Here is a 22,351-nt window from a genome sequence, read left to right as displayed (position 1 = left end):
GTGCTCACCCTTCTGCAAATCGCGCAAATTTTGACGGACAAGCCGCTGACGTCCATTCTGGCCGGCCTGGGCGTGGGGGGGCGCGCGGGGGCGCGCGCCCCCCCCACCACTCTGAACAGAAGAGGCCCGGTTCGGCGAATAATGTGTTGCGTCATGGAATGGCCCGCAGCGGAAACTGTGGCGCAAAGGTCTCCGCGATTTCGGGCACGTCGAGAAAGAGAAGAATCGCACAGATGACGAAGGCGATCGACGACGTGACTAGAATGCTCGGCGAAGACCAGATTTTCTCGGGATTCATGGCAGGGCTGTTGGGTTGAAAGGCGCTGCGGAAGTAAGCCGCCATCGCGAGGCCCACAAAAGGCATGCCCAGAACCAGCTCCATCCGATACCGCGAAATAAATACTCCGGCGAACATCCCGAACAGGGCGGCATAAACAACGGCGCTCACTAACAGCCGAGGTTCGCTATACCACCGGAATGACTTTCTATAGGCCTCCGCCGCTGGATTTCCTAGACGGCGGAATTCGGCGATTCGCTTGGAGGTCATCAGGAATGCGCCGAGCATCCAGGACGAGAGGAGCGCAGACAACGTCGGCGGTCGGGAGGCCCCGAACGCATACCATCCGATCGCCAACCGGATGGGATTGTTGATGGACTCAGCGAGCGCGTCGACGTACGGAAGATCTTTCAAGCGGACCGGCGGAACGTTGTAGGCAAGGCCCATGAGCCAGAGCAACGCGCAAGAGGCGAAAACGCTGCGTCCGAGCTGCGCGGCAAGGGAAAGGCCCGCCATCCCTAAAGCTGCCCACAGGACCCAGGCTCGGCCGCGGGCAATCCTACCCGAGGGCAGAGGGCGGTATCGCTTGTCCGGGTGATGCGAATCACCTTCGGCGTCGAAGATCTGGTTGATGACGTAATTGCTCGATGCGGTCAGGCAGGCGCAGACAAAGGCCAAAATCGCCGCCGGAGCGAGGTGTCGGGAGTCGGAAACTTCACCGAAGTAAACAGCCAGGAGAACACCGGGCGCAATAAAGACATTCTTGATCCAGGATCCCGGACGCAGGAGCGCGAGATAAGCGTTGAGCGATCTCATATCATCCACACCACAAGGCCTGCGGATGGTCTTCAGGGGTGGGTGGCGCTGCAGATCGCTGCAAGGAAAGGCTGGTTCCGCCGGCTGCGCGCCAATAGGTCCGGGGCTCAGCGCATCTCCTGTCCGCCGTCGACGTTGATCGCCTGGCCGGTCATGTAGCTGGACTGGTCCGATGCGAGGAACACGACGACATTCGCGACATCCTCGTAACGGCATCCCCGGCGCAACGGGACCTGGGCGATGTAGTGAGCGCGAACGTCCTCGATGGTGCGCGCGCCCGGGACCTTACCCGCGCGCAGATACTGCACGAACAGCCCGCGCTCCGGATCTGTCCATAACGGGGACTCGAGGAGATTGCCGGGGCACACCGCGTTGACGCGCACTCCAAAGGGCGCCATTTCCAACGCGACGCTCTGCACCAACCCGATGCCCCCAAATTTGCTGGCCGCGTAGGCAGAGTTTGCGGCACTGCCTTTTTTGCCCGATTTGGAATTGATCTGGATGATCACGCCGGAACGCTGGTCGCGCATGATCCGGCAGGCGTATTTCATCGTCAGAAACTGGCCGAACAAATTGACGTTCATCACCGCCCGCCATTTTTCCGCATCGGCCTCACAGATGGGTTCGGCAATCAGGATCGCGGCATTCGCGATAACCACGTCAACTCGGCTGAATTCGCGCATCGCCTCCGCGAACAAGCGTTCCACGTCTGCCTCCTGCGTGATGTCGCCAGCGACAGCGATCGTGCGCTTTCCCGTCGCCGCAGCGACGGTAGCCGCCGTTGTCTGAACGGCATCTTTTTTGAGGTCGAACAGCGCGACATCGCAACCTTCTTGCGCGAGACGTTCTGCGAGCGCCGCGCCGAGACCTTGCGCGGCTCCCGTGATAACAGCTTTGCGTCCTTCCAGCACGGGCATGGGATCACCTCCGGTCAACCTTGGAAATGGGCCAGCAGCGCCGCTTCCGCTTCACGCGTCCACGCCCCGTCCCGCAGATGGGCCGCGACATCGGGAAATCGGCGGTGCAACTCGGACAGGGGGGTCAGCGGAAGCCCTCGGCAGGAGGGATAGACGATGATTTTGCCGGCGATCGACTGCTTTTCAACGGCTCGAATTCCGTCGATCGCGCCCTCGAGCCCGCTAACTGCAGCGACTGAAAGGTTGGTGTCGAGCGACCCGTCAGTTACTTTTTTCAGCACGATGCGCATGTCTTCAAGAGTGCTTCCGCTCGTGCCGATGAAGTAGGCCTGCTGTTCGACGTACCGATCCAAATTGATCGGATGTGATACCGAAGCCGGAATGCCGGCGAATATGTTGATAATCGCGCGCCGTGCCGCCTGATCGACGGCCTGCGCCACGAGGGCCGGAACCGGCGCCATAAGGGCGATGTAATCGAAGGGGCCATCCGGCGGATCATTCTTTGCATGCCTCGCTTCGAACCCTACGCCGCGTTCCGCCGCGAGCGGCGCCGCCAGCGCGCGGAGCTGTGTCAGGCGTTCATCGCTCATGTCGGTCCCCACAACAGTGATTCCGGGTACGCCCTGGCAAATGTTGCGAATCACGTGCATTGTGCCCATGGGGCCGCCTGCGCCAACGATCAAGATGCGGTCTCCCGGCCGGATTTCCGCGGTGGCTGGGATTGCGGCGTAGCCTTCCTCAGGATTGGCGCCTCGTGTGCCGATGATCCGCACGCCGCCGTAGTGGATTCGGCCCACCGGCGTGACGACGGGCCGGCCGAAGGTTTCGCCGCGCTGGACGATGTTCAAAAGGCCGTTTTTGGCGATCTTCGGGAAAAGCGCCTCGAGCAGGTCGGCGTTGGCTCCGAGAAAGACAACATCGTCCAGCGAGCCGTCCTCGTAGGATTCCACATCGACACGCGTGGTCCGCGCCGAATCAATTGTCGCCGACCGACCGCCCGGCTTTCGGCCCTGCCGCTCGCGAACGACGTATGAGTCCTCAACGCAGGCCCACGGCTCCACCAGCGCAATTGCCGAAGCTGACAGGTGCTCGGACGCCGGGAGCAGCATGGACTCGCCCTCCGGCGACGTGATGACCCGCTCATCCATCAGCACGTATTCCTGCAGCGCGCCCTCGAAGTTGTAGCCAAAGGCCGCGCAGGATTCGGCCGTGCGGAGCCAGCGGTAGTCCGTCTGCACCAGCCGGCGGTCGCCAGGCTTGACGGTTCGCACTTGGTCCCCCACCGCAACGATCCGCACCACGGTCTCATGGCCGGGGACGGTGGGCGCCTCGTTCGGGACATAACTGGGGATCTCGCGGAGAGTTTCCGGCTGCAGGGTCGTGACGACATCGGATTTGCGCGGATGTGCGCTGAACTGCTTGAGCAGTTTGAGGTCAGAAAAGCACAGGCCGGTGACTTCGACCTTTGCCAGAATCTGGTGGGGTCCTGGGCGGGGCACCGGCTTGTCCGGGTTGAGGACGAGTTGGTCGGGGCCGACCAGTTGAACGGCGCGTTGACGATCAGGCAGGATCATGGGTCACCTCAAATTTCCATGCTCTGTAAAAACGGGTCCCGACGGCTTCCATTCTATGGAAAAACAATTCGTATCCGCCTCTGAATTTCTTCCGGGCTATCCGCAGGCCCTACATTTCCAAGTTTGTGCTCATTTGCGGGAGTAAGCAAGCGTCCCATATCGGCAAACCACGAAAGGCGATCTTCGCGGCGGGGCAAGTGCCGATCCGCCCACGGCCCGAGGAAGCCGAGGCCCGCCCACCGCTTGAGCGCCGTATGGGCGTAGAGAATCCGTGCGCCCTTCTGGAAAACCTCCACGAGCGGGCGCAGTTCCTCCGAATCAAATCGATCCACGAATCGCTGGCCATAGCTATTCAGCTCGGTGCCGGCGATCACGATCCAGTGCCGGGACACGGCGAGATCGATAACCTCGTAGAGCCGTCGAAGTCGGTCGTCGCGCACGCCGGGGGTGAAGTTGCGGTCGGGAATAATGTTCAATGCGCTGGCTCCGGTCGATTCATTGAGAGCCATGTATTCGTCCATGGCTTGTTCCCCCGGCGAGCTGCCGTCGAGCCAGGCGACCGTGGGAATGGCCCCGCTGCGCACCGCCCAGGCATTGAATTCGGCCAGTGGCGGGAAGGAGTCTGTCGTGGGAACGACGTACCCGGGCCCGCCCTGCTTCAACGTGCGAGAACGAATGAGGTTGAGCAGGGCAGGGGAATCCGGCAGATCGGTCTCAGACACGGGCGTTCCCAGTTTGGATGTCCAAAAGGCCGCCAGGTCGGAGCCGGAAAAAATTTCCGCGGCGCGCCGGGCGAATGCGAGGACCATGTGGCGTTCGGTTGCGTTGCCGGAAGGGGTCAACGGAAGCACGTCGCGCTCATAATCGATTTGCAATGGGCTGAGGAATTCGTTCACGCGCGAGAGGGCGGCGCGGTTGCGTCGCGCGGATCGTTCTTTCAAATCCCTGAGGAATGCGGCGAGCCGCATCGGCTCCGGCCGCCGGACAAACCCGCACGCCATTTGGTACGCGACCCCGGGCTCGCCCGGCGAGTTGATGACGCGCGTTGAAAATTCCGGAACGAACACCCGGGTCTCCAGACTGACCACCGTCCGCAGGTTGAGCGCCCGCCCGACCTCATGGAATTCATCCGCTCCGTCAAGCGTGTCGAAATCAACAATCCCGGCCACCTCCATGCCGAATCGCTTGGCAAGGAGTGCGATTCTGGCCGGCGAATAGCCGTAGGAATTGAACGAGTGGAACGTGTGGGCGTGCATATTGCCCGGTTGGAATGCGGGGGGAGACGAATCGCAGATGGATGCGGCGGACTGTTCCAGTCGCAACAGGGCCTGTTTGCGCGCGGCAGGGTCCAGTAGATCGAGTCCGTATTCCCAGTCGCTCATTTGAGTCTGCATAGCGGATCACAATTTGATGTTTGATTTTTTTTGTATATGTGGAAAAATTTTTGATATCAAGATAAAAATTTATCGAATCGGAAAAGAACAGAATATGATTCAGCCCGATGTCAGGGAAACAACCCGTCGGCCCCTGTTGGCGATCGAACGGCAACGCGAAATTCTGAATCTATTGTCGGAGCGCGGCAGTGTTCGGGTGACCGAATTGGCCGAGGCCTTCCGCGTCACCGAGGAGACGATCCGGCGCGACCTAGACAAATTGGAACAGGAGGGGCGCGTTGTGCGCAGCCATGGCGGTGCGGTACTCGCCGACGTGAAGGACGTTCCGCACGGCCTACGCGAACTTGCCAACGTGCCGCAGAAGGAGGCCATCGCGCGAGAGGCGGCCCGCCTCGTGGAACCGGGAGACACGATCCTTTTGGATGCCAGTTCGACGGCTTGGTTTCTGGCGAGGCGCCTGCCGAATGTTCCGCTCACAGTCATCACCCATTCGCTGGCAAGTGCCTTGGCTCTGAGTGAACGCGATCAGATTCGCGTGATTTCACCCGGCGGAACGTTGGCTGCTGTGACCATGTCCTTCGTGGGATCTGAATCGCTGGCAGCGCTTCGCAGGTTTCACGCGCGCTGGTTGTTCATGTCGTGCCGCGCATTTGATCCTGCACGAGGGGCATTTGACGCAAACGAGGAGCAGGCAGTGATCCGGCGCACGATGATGGAAATCGCCGATGAACGGGTCCTGATGGTCGATGGCAGCAAGCTCGGCAAACGGGCGCTGTCGTTCATCGCAGGTCCAAACGACTTCGACCGGGTGATCGTGGACAGCGGCACGGACGGGAGGTGGTTGCAGGCGTTGCAGGGGGCAGGGATTCGTCTGATGGTGGCAGAGGTGGGTTCGTAAAAGACGATTGAGCTTAGGCGGTGTGCTGGGCTAATAATTCGCGTATCTCGGCCCGGGCGGCTTGTTAATCCGGAGTACAGGTCATGGCAGCGGCAAAACGCAACATATTCCTGGCGATTGATCTTGGCGCCTCGAACGGGCGCGTGATGGCTGTTGAGATCGGCGGCCGAAAGGTGATTGTCGAAGAAGTTCATCGATTTGCCAACGGCGGTCATCGCATCAACGGGCATTACCACTGGAATACGGTGGGGCTTTTTGCGGAAATCAAAGCCGGGCTGGCAAAGGCGGCGCGGCAGTATGGTTCGAGGATTGTGAGTGCGGGTGTCGATTCGTGGGGCGTCGATTACGGGCTGATCGACCGGCGAGGGGACTTGCTGGGCATTCCCTACCAGTACCGGGATTCGAGGACGAACGGGATGTTGGCCTGGGTCGGCCGGAAGATGCCGCTGAGGCGGATTTATGAAATCACCGGCATCCAGTTCATGTTTTTCAACACGTTGCTGCAGTTGGCCTCAGAAGTGAAGGCAAAATCGCCCGCGCTCGAAGCAGCCGATCGGCTTTTGTTCACGCCGGACCTGATCAATTTCTGGCTCACCGGTGAAGCGGCGAACGAATACACGATTGCCAGCACGAGCCAGCTTTTGGACGCTCGGGCTCGACGTTGGTCGCGTCCTCTGTTGGATGCAATTGGCCTGAACCGCCGTCTCTTCCGAACACTGGTCCAACCCGGCACTCCTCTGGGGCCGCTCCACCCCGATGTCGTGGAAGAGACCGGCCTCAAGGGCATCAAGGTGATTGCCACGGCCAGCCATGACACGGCCTCGGCCGTGGCAGCCGTTCCTGCCGAAGGCAGGGATTTCGTTTATCTGAGTTCCGGAACATGGTCGCTGATGGGCGTCGAGGCCGACCAGCCGGTCATCACGGATGACAGCTACGAGTTCGGCTTCACGAATGAGGGCGGGATTGGGGGCACGATCCGTCTGCTGAAGAACATCTGCGGCATGTGGCTCATTCAGGAGTGCCGTCGCATCTGGCAGCAGAACGGCCAGGAATACTCCTTCGACGAACTGCGCGCCATGGCGCTTGCGGAAAAGCCGTTCACCGCATTCATCGATCCGGACCACCCGGATTTTGCATCGCCTGGCGACATGCCGAAGCGGATCGCGGACTACTGCCGCCGCACGGGGCAATCTGTGCCGGAATCGCCGGGCGCGTTCTCGCGCATCATTTTTGAAAGCCTGGCGCTTCGCTACCGGGAGGTTTTCTCTCAGCTCGAAAAATTGACCGGCCGACACTATCCTGCTCTTCATGTGGTGGGCGGAGGCGTTCACCAAACAGTGCTCAACCAATTTGCCGCGGACGCGCTCCGGCGGCCAGTGATCGCCGGACCCATCGAGGCCACCGCGATGGGCAACGCACTCGTCCAGTGGATGGCCGAAGAGGGGATCCGCGACCGATCAGTCGCGCGGGACCTCGTTCGCGCCTCGGTGGAGTCCCGATCGTGGGAGCCGTCTGATCCCGATCCATGGGATGATGCTTACGAGAGATTTCTGCAGGTCGTCGAGCGTGGACGGCGCCGCTGACCCAATCCGCCAATTCACGGCTGACACCGGCTCCAACGAGCCGTCATAGGTTCTGGATGACCGAAAACACCGCGCGAGCCACATCGGCCATTTTCGAATAATCAAGGCGCTCAGCCGTGTCCTGGCGGGTGTGGTAGGCAAAATTGCGGTAAAACGCTGTGTCCGTGATCATGACGGCCGGTATGCCGTGGGGCCAGTAGCTGCGGTGGTCAGACATGTCAATTCCGGGAATCCATGAAGGCGCTCGAATGGAATAGACAGGCAGGTCGGTCGCGCCACGCATTCTCGATTTGACGGCTTTTACCCATGTGCCATGGGTCCAATGGCCCACGACCGCAATAAAGTTTCCCCGTGATGGGTAGAACAGCCGCAGGAGCGGCAATGGAAATAGTTGCGATCCGGGCTCGTCGAGAAAGTAACCGACCATTTCCAACACGATCGCGCCGCGTGTCGGGATTCGGTCGGTCTCGAGCGCTGCAGCATGCACCACGCTGCCCATCTGGTCGGTCCGGAAAAACGGCGGCTCTTCCAGGGTGTAGGCTACGAATTCCACGTGGGTCGTTGCGCGGTTTTGGGCGGTCAGGCGCGCGACCTCGAGAAGCACCGCAACTCCGCTCGCGTTGTCATCCGCACCCGGCGTGTCCTCCCACGAGTCGTAGTGGGCGCCCACGACAAGCCGGGGACCGGAATCCGGCCGGTGCTTCGCGATGATATTCTTGTATGAAACGCCCCCGACGACGACAGCTTGCCGGATGACCGGCAGACCGATGGACTCAAAGGTGGATTCTATGTAATCCGCCGCGGCGGCAAGGTTTTGTACGTGTCGCCAGGAACGGGGATGACAGGCGCTTGACAAAAATTCAACGTGCGCGCGCAGGCGCCCGGGATCAACCTGTTGCGAGCTTCGCGGGGCGCGCTGCCATGTCGGCTGGGCCAGGAACAGCCACAGAAGGAACAAGCCTGCGGCAATAACAAGCCCGGCGCGGATCAATGCCCATAGTAGATCGTGCATCAATCACTCGTGTCAGGGGTGTAAGGGGGATGAGCGGAGGGCCATCATACGTTCCTGTGACATTCCGCGCGGATGCTGAACTGGCGGGCCAGCTCGCAAATCAACAAACCGGCGTAGTTAAACCTCGGCACCAGATTTTTCGGCGCGGACAACGCGAAAATCGCCCCGCCGTTGTCATGAGACCAGACACGCAAGACAGAGGAATTGCCTTGCACGTCAAAGGGCGAGTCCTCAATCCACCTGCTCAGATCGAGGGACGCGATGCGTCCGGCAAGACTGAAGCCTTCGGCCTTGACGACAGCCTCTTTTGCGGTCCACCAGCGGAAAAACAAACGGCGGGCGATGTCATCCGACAGCCCTGCCAGAGCGCGGTGTTCATCCTCGGAGAAAAAACGGCGGGCGACGGACATCCAGTCAACTTCGCGTCCTGTATCCTCAACATCGACGCCGATTGGCCTATGGGCGAGGGCGATCGCGAAGTGGGAGCGTGAGTGGGAGAGTGAGAAATGCAGCTCACGGCCCCTCTCATGCTTCAACATAGGTTTTCCATGTTCGTTTGCGATGATTTCAAACTCATTCGGCAAAAGCCCCAAATGCCGTGCGAGAATGACGCGGAGCGCCCCTCGGCAAAACTCGAATCGGGCTGAGGCGGATCCCTCTCGATACCGCATTTTACGAAGCTGTTCACCCGGTGTCAGCGTTGCGCCCAAAATGGCCTTAACCCCTGAAAGGTCTTCAAAAGGCGCGTAGTAACAAACGACTTCGTCAGAACCCACAGGCAACAGCAACGGATTCATGACATGAGAAACTCCCTGCATCATAAAAATTTCTGGATATCTGAAAAAGGTTCCGCTCCCACCGGAACGGATCGCATGGGACTGGTTCAAATGATATCATGCTCACTAGTTGATCCAGAGATCATCGCCGATTGAAAACACGTTACACCATGAGCCCGAATGTGGCCGCCCGAATCTTGCGGGACGGAGGGCTCGTTGCGTTTCCTACGGAAACCGTTTACGGGCTGGGTGCGGATGTTTTCAATCCATCCGCGGTGGGGAAAATTTTTACCGCCAAAGGAAGGCCGGCCGACAATCCTCTGATTGTCCACATTTCGAGCCGCTCGCAGCTCGATCGCGTCGCCGCATCGATTCCAGAACACGCAAACCGATTGATGGATGCATTTTGGCCGGGTCCGCTGACGGTAATTCTGCCGCGCCATCCGGCCGTTCCTTACGCTGTGACGGCGGGTCTTGAAACCGTCGGTGTCCGATTCCCCTCGCATCCGCAAGCGCTGGCCTTTTTGCGCGCCGCTCGAACGCCCGTCGCGGCGCCTTCGGCAAACCGTTCGGGCCGGCCCAGCCCCACAACATGGCAGGCCGTTCGCGAGGATCTGGACGGACGAGTCGACTGCATTTTGAAAGGGGCTCCTTCACAAGTTGGACTCGAATCCACCGTCGTCGACTGCACGGGCCGGAGACCCGTAGTGCTGCGGTCGGGAGCGATTCCCGTTGAGTCGCTTCGGTCGGTTGTTCCCCATATTCGGCTTGCGAATGCGCGAGACAAGGCACGCGGCCGAAGCCCGGGCCTGAAACATCGCCATTATGCGCCATCGATTCCCGTTAGAATTCGCACACGCATCCCGAAACAATTGTCCGATAGCGAGGCATGGATTGGGATCGGATCCCCTCCGAAAGGGGGACGACTGGTGAAGGGCTGCCGGGATATCGACGACTACGCTCGCCATGTATTCGAATTTTTTCGAGCGAGCGAAAGAGCTGGCGCAAAGGTGATCTATTGCCAGGCCGTTTCATCAAGGGGGATCGGTCGCGCACTCATGGACCGAATCCGACGTGCCGCGCGCAATGGAATGCTATACGAATCTTGCCGAGCACACTGATCAGCCGGGTCGCACTATTTCCCATCTGGCTAATTGTTATACTAAATCAACCGGATTAGGCTCGGGAAAAAGGATCTCTACAGGCATTTACGAATAATGCGGAGGTTCTTTTTAGCTCGTGCACGCCAAATCCCCGTTCAGTCGCTTTTGGAGGGCGATATACAATTCCCTGCTGATCCAGGCGTCGGTCGCTGCATACGACACCTGGGAGGGCTTCAATCGATGTCTCGCCCAGTTGGAGCGCTGTTCCCGTTTGGAAACTCGAACGCCGAGGACGAGGCCGGCGAGAGAGCGGAGTCCCGTTTGCTTGAAGCCCAGCTTTTTCGCTAGATCGCCGATTTCAGCGAAGCCGCCCGGCTGGAAAGGGTGCAGTTCTCGCAACTTTTTCAGGTCGTCAGCCAAGGCGATACCCGCTTTGATAATGGAAGTGTCGCTTAAAAGTTCAAAGAGAGGCGCTAGGACCTTCAACTTTTTGAGCTGAAAGATCCAAGCTTCCCCTTCGTCCGCAAGTTGCACCAAAGCAGGCGGGTGGGAAACGCCGACCTTGAAAACGGGTTTGGTTTCAGTATCGAACCCCAGTATTTTCGATCGACTGATCGAGCGAATGGCCGACTCGAGTGCGGCATCCGAATCCACGAGATGAATCCGTCCCTTGAAGCTGATGATGGGCAGTGAATTTAGCGCATCTCGGGTGATGGAGATGATCCCCTCTGAGCCCGAATGTCTCGGACCCGCAATCGAACCGAGCGGTAGCAGAAGTTGCTCGAAAGCGCCACGCACGCCATCAATTTACCACATGGAATTTTGAGTTGGTAGTAGCAATTGCAAGTAGTTGGATCATATGAAATTATAACTAATTTTTGCAAAACTGAAAATTTAAGTCAACTCTGCAAAGGTCTTCCTACATCGATTACACTTCCCTGATTACAGAAACTGCGAAGGTTCAAATTGGGCGCCGGCAGCAAAGGCTGTAGCGGATCGAAAAATAGGATCATCAGCCCTTCGTCGTGCGGCAAAAAGAAAGATCCGCCCGGCGGCTGGGCGCCGGGCGGATCGATCGGGGTTGGTGAATCAGCCCTTCTTCGGGCAGTTGCATTCGCCGCTGCACTTGCAGCAAGCGCAAGGTTCGCAGGAGCACGGGTCGCACTTGCAACAGATGCACAATGCCGGCTTTCGCGCCGCGTCATCTGTCGACTCTGCGTCCGAGCCTGCTGCAAATGCCCCCTGAAGAACAACCCCCATGTTCAACAGCATCATCAAAATGAATTTCATGGAATCCTCCGATTCGGGTCGTTTTCTGTTTGGACACGTAAACGGGTTGAAACCCGGTACAACTACTTGTGTCAGGTCAGCGGGCGAATTGGCGGAGGAGCCAGTGGGCCATCCGTTCGCGATTGCGCCGAGGCGTCGGATGGGAAGACCGAATGGGATGGGGCGCCTATTTCGGGCGCTTCGCCCTGAGGAGGTAAAATGGCCGCCGTAGATCCCGCTGGCATTGACTTGCAAGAGCACGCAGACCCCGCGCAGGTTGAATCTCCTAAATCTCGACTGGAAGAAGTATTATCCTGACAGCAACAACCCCCTGCATCTTTGGAAGAGTTCTCGCAACAACAAAGATTTTTCACGGGCAAATCGACCCAACGCACGGGGGCGGCTGCCGCCAGACCAGCCGTGTAAATCGCGATAATAATCCACTGAACGGATTTCAACGAAGGCCTCTAGCTCTGATGATTATATGACACTACACATGCGCCTACGTTCAACGAATTCATCGAAGAGGGTCAGCTTTTGCGAGCTTGCCTGTTGGGGTGACCCGGGGTACGGTCGTGAAGTTCAGGAAGGCGCGCGAGCGCACCTCACGATCGCTTCGCGCCGGATCTGCGACGACGGGAGCAGGCGAACCCCGCCAGGACCGGAAGGTAGCAACGGTAAGCCATCGCGACCCGGGTGTGGCAGACACCCGGCCAGGCGAAAGGCGGGGCAGCGGCGCGCGCTGTTTCCCGTTCCAGAGTTGAGACCTGTTTGAGGTGAGATTGCCGTGCCCGAACCGCAGACGACCCATCACGTAACACTAGCCCGCAAGTATCGGCCGCAGCGCTTCGAAGAGGTGGTCGCGCAAGAGCATGTGACGCGGACGCTTGCCAATGCGGTCCGTTCAGGACGCCTGGCGAACGCCTATCTATTTGTCGGGCCGCGCGGCGTGGGCAAAACCACCCTTGCCCGCATTTACGCAAAGGCGATCAATTGTGAGAAGGGGCCGACTGCGGAACCGTGTAACCGGTGCGAGGCCTGCCTTTCGATTTCGGAGGGGCGCTGCCTCGACGTCCTGGAATTCGACGCGGCTTCCAACACGCAGGTCGACCGCGTTCGCGAGATCATCCTCGATAATATCGGATTTCGGCCTGCGCATGTGCGCTACAGGGTCTTCATTGTCGACGAGGTCCATATGCTATCGATCTCGTCGTTCAATGCGTTGCTAAAGACCTTGGAGGAGCCGCCTCCGCATGTGAAATTCGTTTTCGCCACCACCGAGCCCCAGAAAATCCCCCCGACGATTCTTTCCCGATGCCAGCGGTTCGACCTGCGAAGGATCCCGGTCTCCGCGATTTCGCAGACCCTTGAGAAGATTGCGAAGGCGGAGGGGGTAGATCTAGAGCCGGACGCTGCTCTCGCCATCGCGCGCGGCGCGGAAGGGGGGTTGCGAGACGCGGAATCCGTTTTGGACCAGTTGATCTCCTTTTGTGGGAATACGATCCGTGAGTCGGATGTGTTATCCGTATTTGGACTGGTCTCATGGGCGCAGATGCAAAATTTGGTGGACGCAGTCCTTTCCGGCGATGCCGCGGGTATTTTCAGGCTGATCGCGGAGATGGACGCGGCGGGGAAGGATTTGATGCGCGTATCGGTTGAGTTGCTCGACTACATTCGTGACCTGATGGTGGTTTCTTGTACAGGCCGACTGTTGGGCGAGTCGGAGGCCGCGGGCGAAAGTTCTCGGCTGGACCTGATGCGTGCCCAGGCGTCTCGCCTGGACCTCGCACGGCTATCGAGGATCGGCGACATTCTGGTGGAAGTTCAGGCCCAGATGCGTTACTCATTGTCGCGACGCACGTTGCTCGAACTCGCCCTCGTTCGTGCCGCGCGAACCGCCTCCTCAGTTTCCTTGGAGGATGTCCTGGTCGCCCTCGAATCGAGCGGGTCGGAAGCCGAGGGTTCCACAGTCTCGGCGCCTCGTTCGCCGTCCGAAACGCCCCCGACAAACAATTCAACGCCCATGGCATCGGCTCCTGATTCTATAGGGCCCACGCCTGCAGGCCAGACCGAAAGGGTTTCGGCGCTGCCCAAGGAATCCAAGTCGGCGTCATATGGCGCGGATGCAATGGATGACGAAGCATCCCTCCGCCTGTTGTTGGCGAAGTGGCCTACCCTCCTTGATCAACTGGGAGCCGTAAATCCCGCGATTCGCTCCGGGCTGAAGGATGCTCACCCTGTGGCCGTACAGGGCAATCGAGTGCGGATTTCGTTCGATCCGGAGTTCTCTGAGAGTTGTGAACGGGTACGGACGCCTCGAAATCAGGCGCAAATTCAGAAGGCCATCGAGAAGATGTTGCGGCGCCCTGTGATTGTGGAATTTTCGATCGGAGAGCCGCCGGTGGAAACGCCATCCACGCCGCAACCGCAGACCGTGCAGTCGTCACAGGATGCCGCGGTTCGCGTGTCGCGGCTCGAGCTGGTGGATAATCCCGCGGTTCGCCGGACCATTGACCTTTTCAACGGCGACATCGCAGAAATTCGCGAATAAAGGAAACGATCCATGAATGTCATGAAATTGATGAAACAAGCCGCTGAGATGCAGGAAAATATTCGGAAGCTGCAGGAGGATCTCGCAGTCAGGGAATATGCCTTCACCGCCGGTGGGGGATCGGTGACGGCCGTCGCCGGCGGCGATATGACGATCAAGAAAATTGAAATTTCGCCGGCTGCAGTCGATCCGACGGATGTGGAAATGTTGCAGGACGTGATCCTTGCTGCCGTGAATGGAGCCCTGAATGCCGCGCGAGAGTCAGCGGCCGCGGAAATGGCCAAAATTACCGGCGGTTTGAAGATTCCTGGCCTTTAGATCCGCGTGGCGGAGGCGCTGGACCATCTCATTGCGACGCTCACCCGCCTGCCCGGAATTGGCCGACGCTCCGCGGAAAGGATCGCATTCGCTCTTTTGCGAGATCCAGACGGGATGGGCGCTGCGTTGCTTCGCGCTCTTGATCATGCGGTTCAAACTTTGACGCCGTGCCGTCTTTGCGGAAACATCACGGCCCGCGATCAAGATCCCTGTGCCCTTTGCTCCGATCCGCGTCGGGAAAATGGCGTGCTTTGCGTCGTGGAAGAACCCGGCGATATTTTGCTGATGGAGCGGGCGAGGGCCTTCAAGGGCAGGTATCACGCCCTGATGGGCCGGTTGTCCCCCATGCGAGGCGAGAGCCCAAAATCCCTCAGAATTGAGGCGCTTTTAGACCGAGTGCGTCGAGAGGGAATCCGTGAAGTCATCCTGGCGCTGAATTCAGACGTAGAGGGCGATGCGACTGCGTCTTACCTCACCGAGACGCTCCGTTCGATGGGCGTCGCAGTGACCCGCCCTGCGCGTGGAATTCCGGCCGGCAGCGGACTTGCCTACATGGACGCGGTCACGCTGGCCCGCGCGTTGGAACTTCGCCAACCTTGGTAGATCGATGCGCTTGTTCGACCCGATGAAACGCCTGGTCCAATTCGTCCCGCGAAAAGTGCCAGCGGCCAATTTGTTTGTGGGCCTGAATCTCGCCAACACGCTGGTCGCGATGGCGCTCTTTGGGACGCATCAATTATTTGCCCCGGAGCCCGACATGCTATTTCGCATGGGTGCGCTTGTCCCTGCTGCGTTATTCCAGGGCGAATACTGGCGCGCGATTACCTACGGATTCATCCACGTGGGCGCACTGCATCTGGCCTTCAACATGATTGCGCTTTCGCAGGTGGGGCCGGCGATCGAATCCGAGGTTGGCACAGCGCGTTTTTCCGTCGCCTACCTATTGTCGCTGCTCGGCGGCGCAGCCGCGGAATTGCTGGCCAGGGGGCCCGCGTCGGATTTGATTGCTGGAGCGTCGGGGGGCTTATTCGGCCTTGTTGGATTTGGGATTAGTTATTGGCATTTTTACGGAGGTCAGTTTGGCCGAGAACAGCGGGCCTTTTTCCTCAGGTGGGCAGCGTATGGGTTTCTGTTCGGGCTGTTAGTCGGCGCCGCTCACGGTTGTCATTTCGGCGGTCTGCTGGCGGGATCCTTATGCGGGTTCCTCGTGGAGCGAGAACGGCGATATCGCGACATGCTCACCCCGATTTGGGGGGGTCTTTCGGCGCTTTTGGGACTGGCGTCCGCTCTGTCATTCGCACTGATGGCCACTCGGTCATTCTAGCATGCTCGATTTCGCGGCTGACAGCCCTTCCTCGGCCACTGATTCGCATGAACGGCGACCGCGAGCAACCGTGAGATCGAGGAAGCTGACTGTCCGAAAGCCTCATTGCTTAACCAACTATTGGTCCATCCCGACTCTCGCCCAACGATCGCACGTTTCAGAAGTGCGGTTAAAGGCGCGATTAGGCGTGCAAATGGAACGACTGAAGCCGGCCCCGTACTTCATGAACACTGAGATGATCCGGCTTGCCGCACCCCACAAAAATCCCGGCCTAGCCGGACGTCGACCTTTTAAAAAATTTTGACGTTCTGTGCTCGCTCAAATCCGTTTTTTCTCCGGATAAATTATCGGGGATGATATTTCACTCGATAAAGCCAAAGCGGTGCATCCCCACCTGTCACTCGGAATTCGATATTGCAGCTCTGGCTGTTGGTGAACTCAAGATCCAGCGTTTGTAAATCGCCGGCAGACCCGGCCACAGGTGGGATCTCAGCTCGCGCAAGTTCCTCCGGAGAATTCAAGAGATGAAGGCTAAACCAGCCCCATGTTTTTCGAACCGACCTTCGCGGAGTTTCGGCGACGTACTCGAGCGTGAACGAATAAACGCCGGGGTCCAGTCGCCAAAATCGGCCATGCGAGAGATTGATGGGCGCTCGGGAACCATCGCCTTCCCAATAGCGCACCGGAAGATCGCCGCGCATTAGATCCATTCCGCCGTGCCGTGCAGACCCATGGATCAGGCGATGGCGGGCAAACTCAAGTACCTCTTGGTTCGCGCGTGTATCGAATCCACGAGACAACACCGCGTAACGGCCGTTGGAAAAACGAACGCCAAGGACTCCGGACTGAAGTTCGGACCAGACACGACCGCCGTCGAGTTTTGGGAGGTCGCCTAGGGCGGCAAAGACATGGTCATAAGGTTTGGGACGGCTCGGGATATGCCACACCATCAGGTCTCGGCGGTTGCCGCAAAAAGCGACGAGCTCATCGCTGGTGATGAGTACGCCATCTTTCGGGATGTGTTTCGCCGCTGCCAGAATCGACATGGCGCGCTCATTAATAAGGTAATAAAAGTGGCGGCTTTTGCCTCCGCCCCAAAGAAACCCGCTTTCGAGGTGGACGAGGATGGTCACCCCCGCGAGCCATAGGGGCGGGAACCATGGGGAGATGCGATACTTTATTGGCGGATCGCTGGAGTTTTTTGTTTTCGAAAGAGCTTCGAGCAATCCCACGGCCATCGTAGAGACGACCGACGCCCCGTAATGCGAGCCCAGGCCGTACTGGGATGGCCATTTGCTGGCGAGGCTGACAGCCAACGCAAATGACGGGTAAAAGAGCGCTGTAAAAAATCTTTTCCCAGCGACTAAAAGCGGAGTCGCCACGAGTGCGATTGCGCGTATACGAGCGGCGACGGCTTGCCTGGAATAATCACCCAGGTCAACTAAACTTGGAATTTCCGCAGTTCGCTTCTCAAAGATCGAAATACCGGCCAACGTGGGATAGATCACGAAGATCGCCAGGAACCCGTAGAGGATGCTCATGGCAAGCATCAGCCACCGATCCCGCCGACGGTCCCTCAGCGCGGCATGCAGGAGGAGAGGCAAGATGACCAAAAAAGCATCTTCCCGGATGCCCAGGGTGAGCGCGAGAAGGGGCCACGCGCAATTCGAGCGGAATTTCAGCGCCGCATACAGGGCTGGAACCAGAAGCAGATACAGAGCTACGCCATGAAATTGATGCACAAGGAGAGCCTGAACGAATCGATAGGCCGCATAAAAAAACGCGAGTGCGGCCGTCCAAGACGGTTCAAAACCGAGTTTGCGGGCCGTTGTTACGAGGATAAGCGTGCCGACGGCGGAACAGGCCCACTGCAACACCACGAGCAAAATCGGATGATCCACAATTCGAAATGCAAATCCCAGAAGCCCCACGGTGTAGGACAGATGAATTCGGAGATAGGAACCATCGATCAGATAGCGAAATGGCTCCCCGTGGGCGGTGTTCCACATCATGTTGAGGTAGATCCCGTAATCGCTAAGCCGGTTTCTCTGCCAGCTATAGGCGCAAAATCCAGCGATCAGGGTGCCTGCCAGGGATGCGACGGCCGCGACAAGCAAGATGCCGGTGAAGACTCGCTTCCACCATGGGACTAAAAGCACGACCATTGAAATGTGATCCGCCTACAGGCTGGGATCGGTTAAGTTACAAAAGAGAAGAGCCGGATTTTAGGGGATCTCCCCGCAAGAGTCATTTCAGATTTCTCCGAAAACAAATCCGCGCGAGAAAGACCAAGACAGGAATCCGATAAAGTCAGTTTCCCCCAGCCAGAATGGTTTTTGCATCAGGTGATGCCGATTTTGCCAGGTTGAACGTTCGATGATGAGAAGTAGGATCCCCAAGATTCATAATCTGCTGTGCCTGTTTTCGGTGCATGCCCTGAAGTCTTCACGCCTCATGCATCTGGCGCCTACCCAAACAGATCCAACTGACTGGCGAACTCACTCGGCGCTGCCGGCAAAATCAAATCGGGGCCATTATTTGACGTAGAATTGACCCGCGTGCCTACCGGATAGGCTTCTAGGTCCGGTACAGCAATTTCATCCAAAAAATCGGTCCACTCATTGCTTGTCCACTCGACACGGGAGAGCCAGCCCTCCAGATCCATTTCCCTCAAAAAAAGAGGCATGCGATGGTGGATAGGTCGAACGGGCCCGATAGCTTCTGTGGTGAGAATCGTGCAAGAGTATGCGATTGAATGAGGTCCAGAATGTTCAGCTTCTCGTTCCCAAAGCCCGGCAATCAACAGCGGAGTTCGGCTCTTTTGCCGGAAGAACCACGGCTGCCGTTTTGCTGACAAAGCGGGCGCCCATTCATAAAAACCGTCGGCTACAATCACACAACGCCGTGCGCGCGCCGCATGACGAAATGCCGGCTTCTGAAAAACGGTTTCGACCCGTGCATTGAAAAGGACGCCACCAGGCGAAATTCCTTGCGACTTTGGTTTGATCAGTCCCCACCGTACCCAACGGAGGATGTCACGATCCTCGTTGAGAACCGCCGGTACGGGCTGGGTCGGCGACACGTTGTAGCTCGGCGCCTGCTCCCCCTCCACGCGAGAGGCCCTCACGGCCTGTGCCAATTGTTCAGCAGTAGAGGAGACAACCAGTCGACCGCACACGTCGAACGTCTCAACTGGACAGTGATTCCGTGTAGTTGGCCTCGACGGCCGGCCAGTTCACGATATTCCAAACCGCGGCGACATATTCGGCACGTCGATTTTGGTACTTGAGGTAATAGGCGTGCTCCCAAACGTCGATGCCAAAAAGCGGTTTTCGGCCGAACATCAGCGGGCTGTCCTGGTTGGGAAGCGACTCCACGACGAGCCGATTTTCCGAATCGAGCGAGAGCCAGGCCCACCCGCTGCCGAACACGGAAAGCGCCGCTCGTGTCAACGCGTCTTTGAAGGCTTCGAATCCGCCTAACTGCGATTCGATCGCTTCCATCAGGGCGCCGCCTGGGAGACCCCCGCCGGATGGCGAAAGGGTTTTCCAGAACAACGTGTGATTTGCGTGACCCCCGCCATTGTTCCGCACGGCCGTCCGGATGTCATCCGGCAACTCATCGAGGTTTTGCAACAAATCCTCGAGGGAGCGACCGGCAAGGTGAGGATATTGAGAAATCGCGCGATTCAAATTGTTGACGTACGCCGCGTGATGTTTGCCGTAGTGAATCGACATGGTCATGGCGTCAATGTGGGGTTCCAACGCCTCGGGCGGATAGGGAAGGGGGCCCAGCGAAAAGGGTCCCGGAGGCGTGGGTGGAGGCGCTGGAGGAACCAACGGTGTTCCGTCGGTCTGCGCGACGGCCCTCGGTGATCGTAATGCGGCAACCGCAGCTAACGCGCCAAAGGTCGCCGCTCGAATGGCTTCTCGTCGGGTCATGCTCATGGCAGCAATCCTTTCAGTAATGAAAAGTATATCCCTCCATTCGGTCAGATGCGAGGTCTATAAGGGAAAACCTGATTTTTTCGATGTCGGTTGACGGGGATCATCGCCTGCGTTACACATGCCGTCTTGATTTGGCCGGACGTAACCAATCCGGCAACACAGCTTGAATACAGGACAGGAGAAAAGTCATGGCAATTAAAGTCGGCATCAATGGATTTGGCCGCATAGGCCGCATGGTCTTTCAAGCCATTTGTGATCAAGGGCTTCTCGGGAAGGAAATTGACGTCGTGGCCGTGGTCGATATTTCGACAGACGCGGAGTATTTCGCCTACCAGATGAAGTACGACTCGGTCCATGGCAAGTTCAAGCATGCTCTCTCGACCGAGAAAAGCGACCCGGCGAAAGAAGAGGCCGATATTTTGGTGGTGAATGGCCACAAAATTCGATGCCTTCTGGCCTCCAAGTCACCCGACCAGCTACCGTGGGGCCAGCTTGGAGTCGACTATGTCATCGAATCTACGGGTCTGTTCACGGATTCCGAGAAGGCCAAGGGGCATATTACCGCCGGCGCGAAGAAGGTCATCATCACTGCTCCAGCCAAGGGAGATGTCAAAACATTCGTGGTCGGCGTAAACCACGAAGAGTACGACAGTTCGAAGCACCATATTGTCTCCAACGCGTCCTGCACGACGAACTGTCTGGCGCCAATCGTGCACGTGATCCTCAAGGAAGGCATCGGGATTGAGACCGGTCTGATGACCACTATCCATGCCTACACCGCCACGCAGAAAGTCGTGGACGGCCCGTCGAAGAAAGACTGGCGAGGCGGCCGGGCCGCGGCGATCAATATTATTCCTTCCACCACCGGTGCGGCCAAGGCGGTCGGGGAGGTCTTGCCGGCCACCAAAGGCAAATTGACCGGCATGGCTTTCCGAGTGCCCGTGTCGAATGTCTCGGTTGTGGATTTGACCTTTCGGTCGGCTCGCGACACGTCGATCGAGGAAATCGATGCCGCCATCAAAAAGGCCTCCGAGACCTATCTCAAGGGGATCTTAGGTGTTACGGATGAGGAACTGGTCTCGACCGATTTCATTCACGATGAGCGGTCGTCGATCTACGATTCCCTCGCGACCCTCCAGAACAATCTCAAGGGAGAAAAACGGTTCTTCAAAGTTGTGTCGTGGTACGACAACGAATGGGGTTATTCGAACCGCGTCGTGGATCTGCTTCGCCACATGGCCAAAGTAGACGCTAAGTGAACCTAGCGGCTTGCTGCTGCGCCTTGCGCGGTCAGCCGGGAGAACCTGACCCATGAATAAGCTTACGATCGCTGACGTCGATCTGAAAGGCAAGCGGGTGCTTGTCCGGGTGGATTTCAACGTGCCTGTCGAAAATGGGCGCGTCGTTGATGACACGCGGATCCGTGCGGCCCTGCCCACGATCAAATATATCTTGGACCACGGGGCGTCCGTCATCTTGATGAGCCATCTGGGCCGTCCGAAGGGCAAAGGCTACGAGGCGGAATTCAGCCTGAAACCCGTGGCAGATCATCTTTCCGAACTGCTGCATCGCCCCGTGCTCTTCGCGCCGGACTGCGTGGGGCCGGAAGTGAAAGCCATGGCCGAATCCCTCCATCGACAGCAGCAGATTCTCCTGCTCGAAAACCTACGCTTTCACAAAGAGGAAGAGGGGAAGGTCAAGGTTGCCGATGACGCTCCCGAAGAGGTCAAAAAGGCAGCCAAGGCGGAGATGAAGAAGAAGCAGGAAGAGTTTGCCCGACAGCTTGCCGAGCTCGGCGACCTTTATGTCAACGATGCGTTTGGCACGGCGCACCGCGCTCACGCGTCGACCGCGGTGATCTGCAAATTCTTCAAGACGAATGTTGCCGGATTCCTGATGGAGCGCGAGGTCCGATATCTGGGCCGGGCGCTCGCCAGTCCCGAGCGGCCATTTGTCGCAATTTTAGGCGGCGCAAAAGTCAGCGACAAGGTGAATGTCATTACCAACCTCTTGAACAAGGTCGATTCGCTCCTGATCGGTGGGGCGATGGCCTACACGTTCTATCGGGCCAAGGGAATTCCCACGGGCAAGTCGCTGGTGGAAGAGGACAAGGTGGCCCTAGCGGCTGATATCTTGAAGCAGGCCGAATCAAAAGGCGTCAGGCTGCTGCTCCCGATCGACCATGTGATTGCCGACCGGTTTGCCGCGGACGCCGCAACGAAAGTTGTTGGCGAGGGCGGCATCGAGGAAAACTGGATGGCGCTCGATATCGGACCCCAGACGGCGGACCTCTTCGCCAGGGAAATCTCCCGCGCGAAAACTGTCGTTTGGAACGGACCGATGGGTTGTTTTGAAATGGAACCTTTTGCGGCCGGAACAATGGCCGTGGCCCGCGCCATCGCTAATACACCATGCCTGAGTATTATCGGTGGCGGAGACAGCGTGGCGGCGGTCAACAAGAGCGGTTTGGCAGACAAGATGAGCCACATTAGCACTGGCGGCGGCGCCAGCCTTGAATTTCTGGAAGGCAAAGCCCTTCCGGGCGTCGTCGCTCTGACCGACAAGCCCTAATCATTTGGTATCAGACCCCGG

At 58.4% G+C, this 22,351-nt stretch carries 18 protein-coding genes, 1 other RNA gene and 1 pseudogene; 10 read left to right on the top strand and 10 right to left on the bottom strand.

Annotated elements, in window-relative coordinates; all coding sequences use genetic code 11:
• Window positions 1–151 precede the first annotated feature (151 nt).
• From NZ740_09615 to NZ740_09600, 4 genes are all read right to left on the bottom strand, one after another.
• Window positions 152–1,093, bottom strand: a complete 942-nt coding sequence (locus NZ740_09615) for a UbiA family prenyltransferase (protein MCS6772265.1) — start codon at window positions 1,091–1,093, stop codon at window positions 152–154.
• Between the two features lie 107 nt (window positions 1,094–1,200).
• A complete protein-coding gene (locus NZ740_09610; GenBank protein MCS6772264.1) occupies window positions 1,201–2,010 on the bottom strand; it encodes an SDR family oxidoreductase in 810 nt (269 codons plus the stop codon).
• A 14-nt stretch (window positions 2,011–2,024) separates the two neighbouring features.
• Window positions 2,025–3,584: an alcohol dehydrogenase catalytic domain-containing protein gene (locus NZ740_09605; protein MCS6772263.1), complete on the bottom strand. Its 1,560-nt coding sequence runs from the start codon at window positions 3,582–3,584 to the stop codon at window positions 2,025–2,027.
• 53 nt (window positions 3,585–3,637) lie between these two features.
• On the bottom strand, window positions 3,638–4,966 hold the full coding sequence (locus NZ740_09600) for a hypothetical protein (GenBank protein ID MCS6772262.1): 1,329 nt from the start codon (window positions 4,964–4,966) through the stop codon (window positions 3,638–3,640).
• A 106-nt stretch (window positions 4,967–5,072) separates the two neighbouring features.
• Here NZ740_09600 and NZ740_09595 point away from each other — a divergent pair, with 106 nt between their 5' ends.
• Together NZ740_09595 and NZ740_09590 are read left to right on the top strand one after the other, a co-directional pair.
• Window positions 5,073–5,876 (top strand): DeoR/GlpR family DNA-binding transcription regulator, encoded by an 804-nt coding sequence (locus NZ740_09595; GenBank protein MCS6772261.1) that lies wholly within the window; start codon window positions 5,073–5,075, stop codon window positions 5,874–5,876.
• An 83-nt stretch (window positions 5,877–5,959) separates the two neighbouring features.
• Complete coding sequence (locus tag NZ740_09590; protein MCS6772260.1) at window positions 5,960–7,459, top strand: rhamnulokinase; 1,500 nt, start codon at window positions 5,960–5,962, stop codon at window positions 7,457–7,459.
• A gap of 43 nt (window positions 7,460–7,502) precedes the next feature.
• Here NZ740_09590 and NZ740_09585 read toward each other — a convergent pair.
• Both NZ740_09585 and NZ740_09580 read right to left on the bottom strand, forming a co-directional pair.
• Window positions 7,503–8,177, bottom strand: a pseudogene (locus NZ740_09585) (M28 family peptidase).
• Window positions 8,178–8,515: 338 nt separating this feature from the next.
• The gene (locus tag NZ740_09580) at window positions 8,516–9,268 is read right to left on the bottom strand and encodes a 4'-phosphopantetheinyl transferase superfamily protein (GenBank protein ID MCS6772259.1); all 753 of its coding nucleotides are present in this window, start codon (window positions 9,266–9,268) and stop codon (window positions 8,516–8,518) included.
• 161 nt (window positions 9,269–9,429) lie between these two features.
• Between NZ740_09580 and NZ740_09575 the strand changes: the two genes are divergently transcribed.
• The gene (locus tag NZ740_09575; protein MCS6772258.1) at window positions 9,430–10,368 is read left to right on the top strand and encodes an L-threonylcarbamoyladenylate synthase; all 939 of its coding nucleotides are present in this window, start codon (window positions 9,430–9,432) and stop codon (window positions 10,366–10,368) included.
• Between the two features lie 111 nt (window positions 10,369–10,479).
• Here the strand turns inward: NZ740_09575 and NZ740_09570 are convergent, their stop codons facing one another.
• The gene (locus NZ740_09570) at window positions 10,480–11,148 is read right to left on the bottom strand and encodes a 3'-5' exonuclease domain-containing protein 2 (GenBank protein MCS6772257.1); all 669 of its coding nucleotides are present in this window, start codon (window positions 11,146–11,148) and stop codon (window positions 10,480–10,482) included.
• A gap of 1,090 nt (window positions 11,149–12,238) precedes the next feature.
• Here NZ740_09570 and ffs point away from each other — a divergent pair.
• The 5 genes from ffs to NZ740_09545 all read left to right on the top strand — a co-directional run bounded on the left by ffs (window position 12,239) and on the right by NZ740_09545 (window position 15,812).
• An RNA gene (gene ffs, locus NZ740_09565) (signal recognition particle sRNA small type) lies at window positions 12,239–12,337 on the top strand.
• A gap of 69 nt (window positions 12,338–12,406) precedes the next feature.
• Window positions 12,407–14,170, top strand: coding sequence for a DNA polymerase III subunit gamma/tau (gene dnaX, locus NZ740_09560; protein MCS6772256.1), 1,764 nt, complete (start codon window positions 12,407–12,409; stop codon window positions 14,168–14,170).
• Window positions 14,171–14,182: 12 nt separating this feature from the next.
• Window positions 14,183–14,488: a YbaB/EbfC family nucleoid-associated protein gene (locus NZ740_09555; protein ID MCS6772255.1), complete on the top strand. Its 306-nt coding sequence runs from the start codon at window positions 14,183–14,185 to the stop codon at window positions 14,486–14,488.
• A complete protein-coding gene (gene recR / locus NZ740_09550) occupies window positions 14,489–15,091 on the top strand; it encodes a recombination mediator RecR (protein ID MCS6772254.1) in 603 nt (200 codons plus the stop codon).
• A 22-nt stretch (window positions 15,092–15,113) separates the two neighbouring features.
• Entirely contained in the window at window positions 15,114–15,812 is a 699-nt protein-coding gene (locus tag NZ740_09545; protein MCS6772253.1) for a rhomboid family intramembrane serine protease, read from the top strand.
• A gap of 344 nt (window positions 15,813–16,156) precedes the next feature.
• Here the strand turns inward: NZ740_09545 and NZ740_09540 are convergent, their stop codons facing one another.
• From NZ740_09540 to NZ740_09530, 3 genes are all read right to left on the bottom strand, one after another.
• Window positions 16,157–17,971 (bottom strand): DUF2079 domain-containing protein, encoded by a 1,815-nt coding sequence (locus tag NZ740_09540; protein ID MCS6772252.1) that lies wholly within the window; start codon window positions 17,969–17,971, stop codon window positions 16,157–16,159.
• 308 nt (window positions 17,972–18,279) lie between these two features.
• Window positions 18,280–18,990: an SOS response-associated peptidase gene (locus tag NZ740_09535; GenBank protein MCS6772251.1), complete on the bottom strand. Its 711-nt coding sequence runs from the start codon at window positions 18,988–18,990 to the stop codon at window positions 18,280–18,282.
• A 10-nt stretch (window positions 18,991–19,000) separates the two neighbouring features.
• Window positions 19,001–19,759: a superoxide dismutase gene (locus tag NZ740_09530; protein MCS6772250.1), complete on the bottom strand. Its 759-nt coding sequence runs from the start codon at window positions 19,757–19,759 to the stop codon at window positions 19,001–19,003.
• A 188-nt stretch (window positions 19,760–19,947) separates the two neighbouring features.
• Here NZ740_09530 and gap point away from each other — a divergent pair, with 188 nt between their 5' ends.
• Both gap and NZ740_09520 read left to right on the top strand, forming a co-directional pair.
• The gene (gene gap, locus NZ740_09525; GenBank protein ID MCS6772249.1) at window positions 19,948–21,018 is read left to right on the top strand and encodes a type I glyceraldehyde-3-phosphate dehydrogenase; all 1,071 of its coding nucleotides are present in this window, start codon (window positions 19,948–19,950) and stop codon (window positions 21,016–21,018) included.
• Window positions 21,019–21,070: 52 nt separating this feature from the next.
• Window positions 21,071–22,330, top strand: coding sequence for a phosphoglycerate kinase (locus NZ740_09520; protein ID MCS6772248.1), 1,260 nt, complete (start codon window positions 21,071–21,073; stop codon window positions 22,328–22,330).
• Window positions 22,331–22,351: the final 21 nt, after the last annotated feature.

This window comes from Kiritimatiellia bacterium (genome assembly GCA_025054615.1).
GTDB lineage: Bacteria > Verrucomicrobiota > Kiritimatiellia > CAIVKH01 > CAIVKH01 > JANWZO01.
Note: the sequence above shows the minus strand (reverse complement) of the source record. Positions and strands in the feature narration are given on the sequence as shown.

Excerpts from the sequence above, each read along its gene's own strand:
- NZ740_09595 (MCS6772261.1), top strand. The coding sequence starts at position 5,073 with ATGATTCAGCCCGATGTCAGGGAAACAACCCGTCGGCCCCTGTTGGCG.
- NZ740_09615 (MCS6772265.1), bottom strand. The coding sequence starts at position 1,093 with ATGAGATCGCTCAACGCTTATCTCGCGCTCCTGCGTCCGGGATCCTGG.
- NZ740_09555 (MCS6772255.1), top strand. The coding sequence starts at position 14,183 with ATGAATGTCATGAAATTGATGAAACAAGCCGCTGAGATGCAGGAAAAT.
- NZ740_09580 (MCS6772259.1), bottom strand. The coding sequence starts at position 9,268 with ATGAATCCGTTGCTGTTGCCTGTGGGTTCTGACGAAGTCGTTTGTTAC.
- NZ740_09600 (MCS6772262.1), bottom strand. The coding sequence starts at position 4,966 with ATGAGCGACTGGGAATACGGACTCGATCTACTGGACCCTGCCGCGCGC.
- NZ740_09530 (MCS6772250.1), bottom strand. The coding sequence starts at position 19,759 with ATGAGCATGACCCGACGAGAAGCCATTCGAGCGGCGACCTTTGGCGCG.
- gap (MCS6772249.1), top strand. The coding sequence starts at position 19,948 with ATGGCAATTAAAGTCGGCATCAATGGATTTGGCCGCATAGGCCGCATG.
- NZ740_09610 (MCS6772264.1), bottom strand. The coding sequence starts at position 2,010 with ATGCCCGTGCTGGAAGGACGCAAAGCTGTTATCACGGGAGCCGCGCAA.
- NZ740_09590 (MCS6772260.1), top strand. The coding sequence starts at position 5,960 with ATGGCAGCGGCAAAACGCAACATATTCCTGGCGATTGATCTTGGCGCC.
- NZ740_09605 (MCS6772263.1), bottom strand. The coding sequence starts at position 3,584 with ATGATCCTGCCTGATCGTCAACGCGCCGTTCAACTGGTCGGCCCCGAC.
- NZ740_09520 (MCS6772248.1), top strand. The coding sequence starts at position 21,071 with ATGAATAAGCTTACGATCGCTGACGTCGATCTGAAAGGCAAGCGGGTG.
- NZ740_09545 (MCS6772253.1), top strand. The coding sequence starts at position 15,114 with ATGAAACGCCTGGTCCAATTCGTCCCGCGAAAAGTGCCAGCGGCCAAT.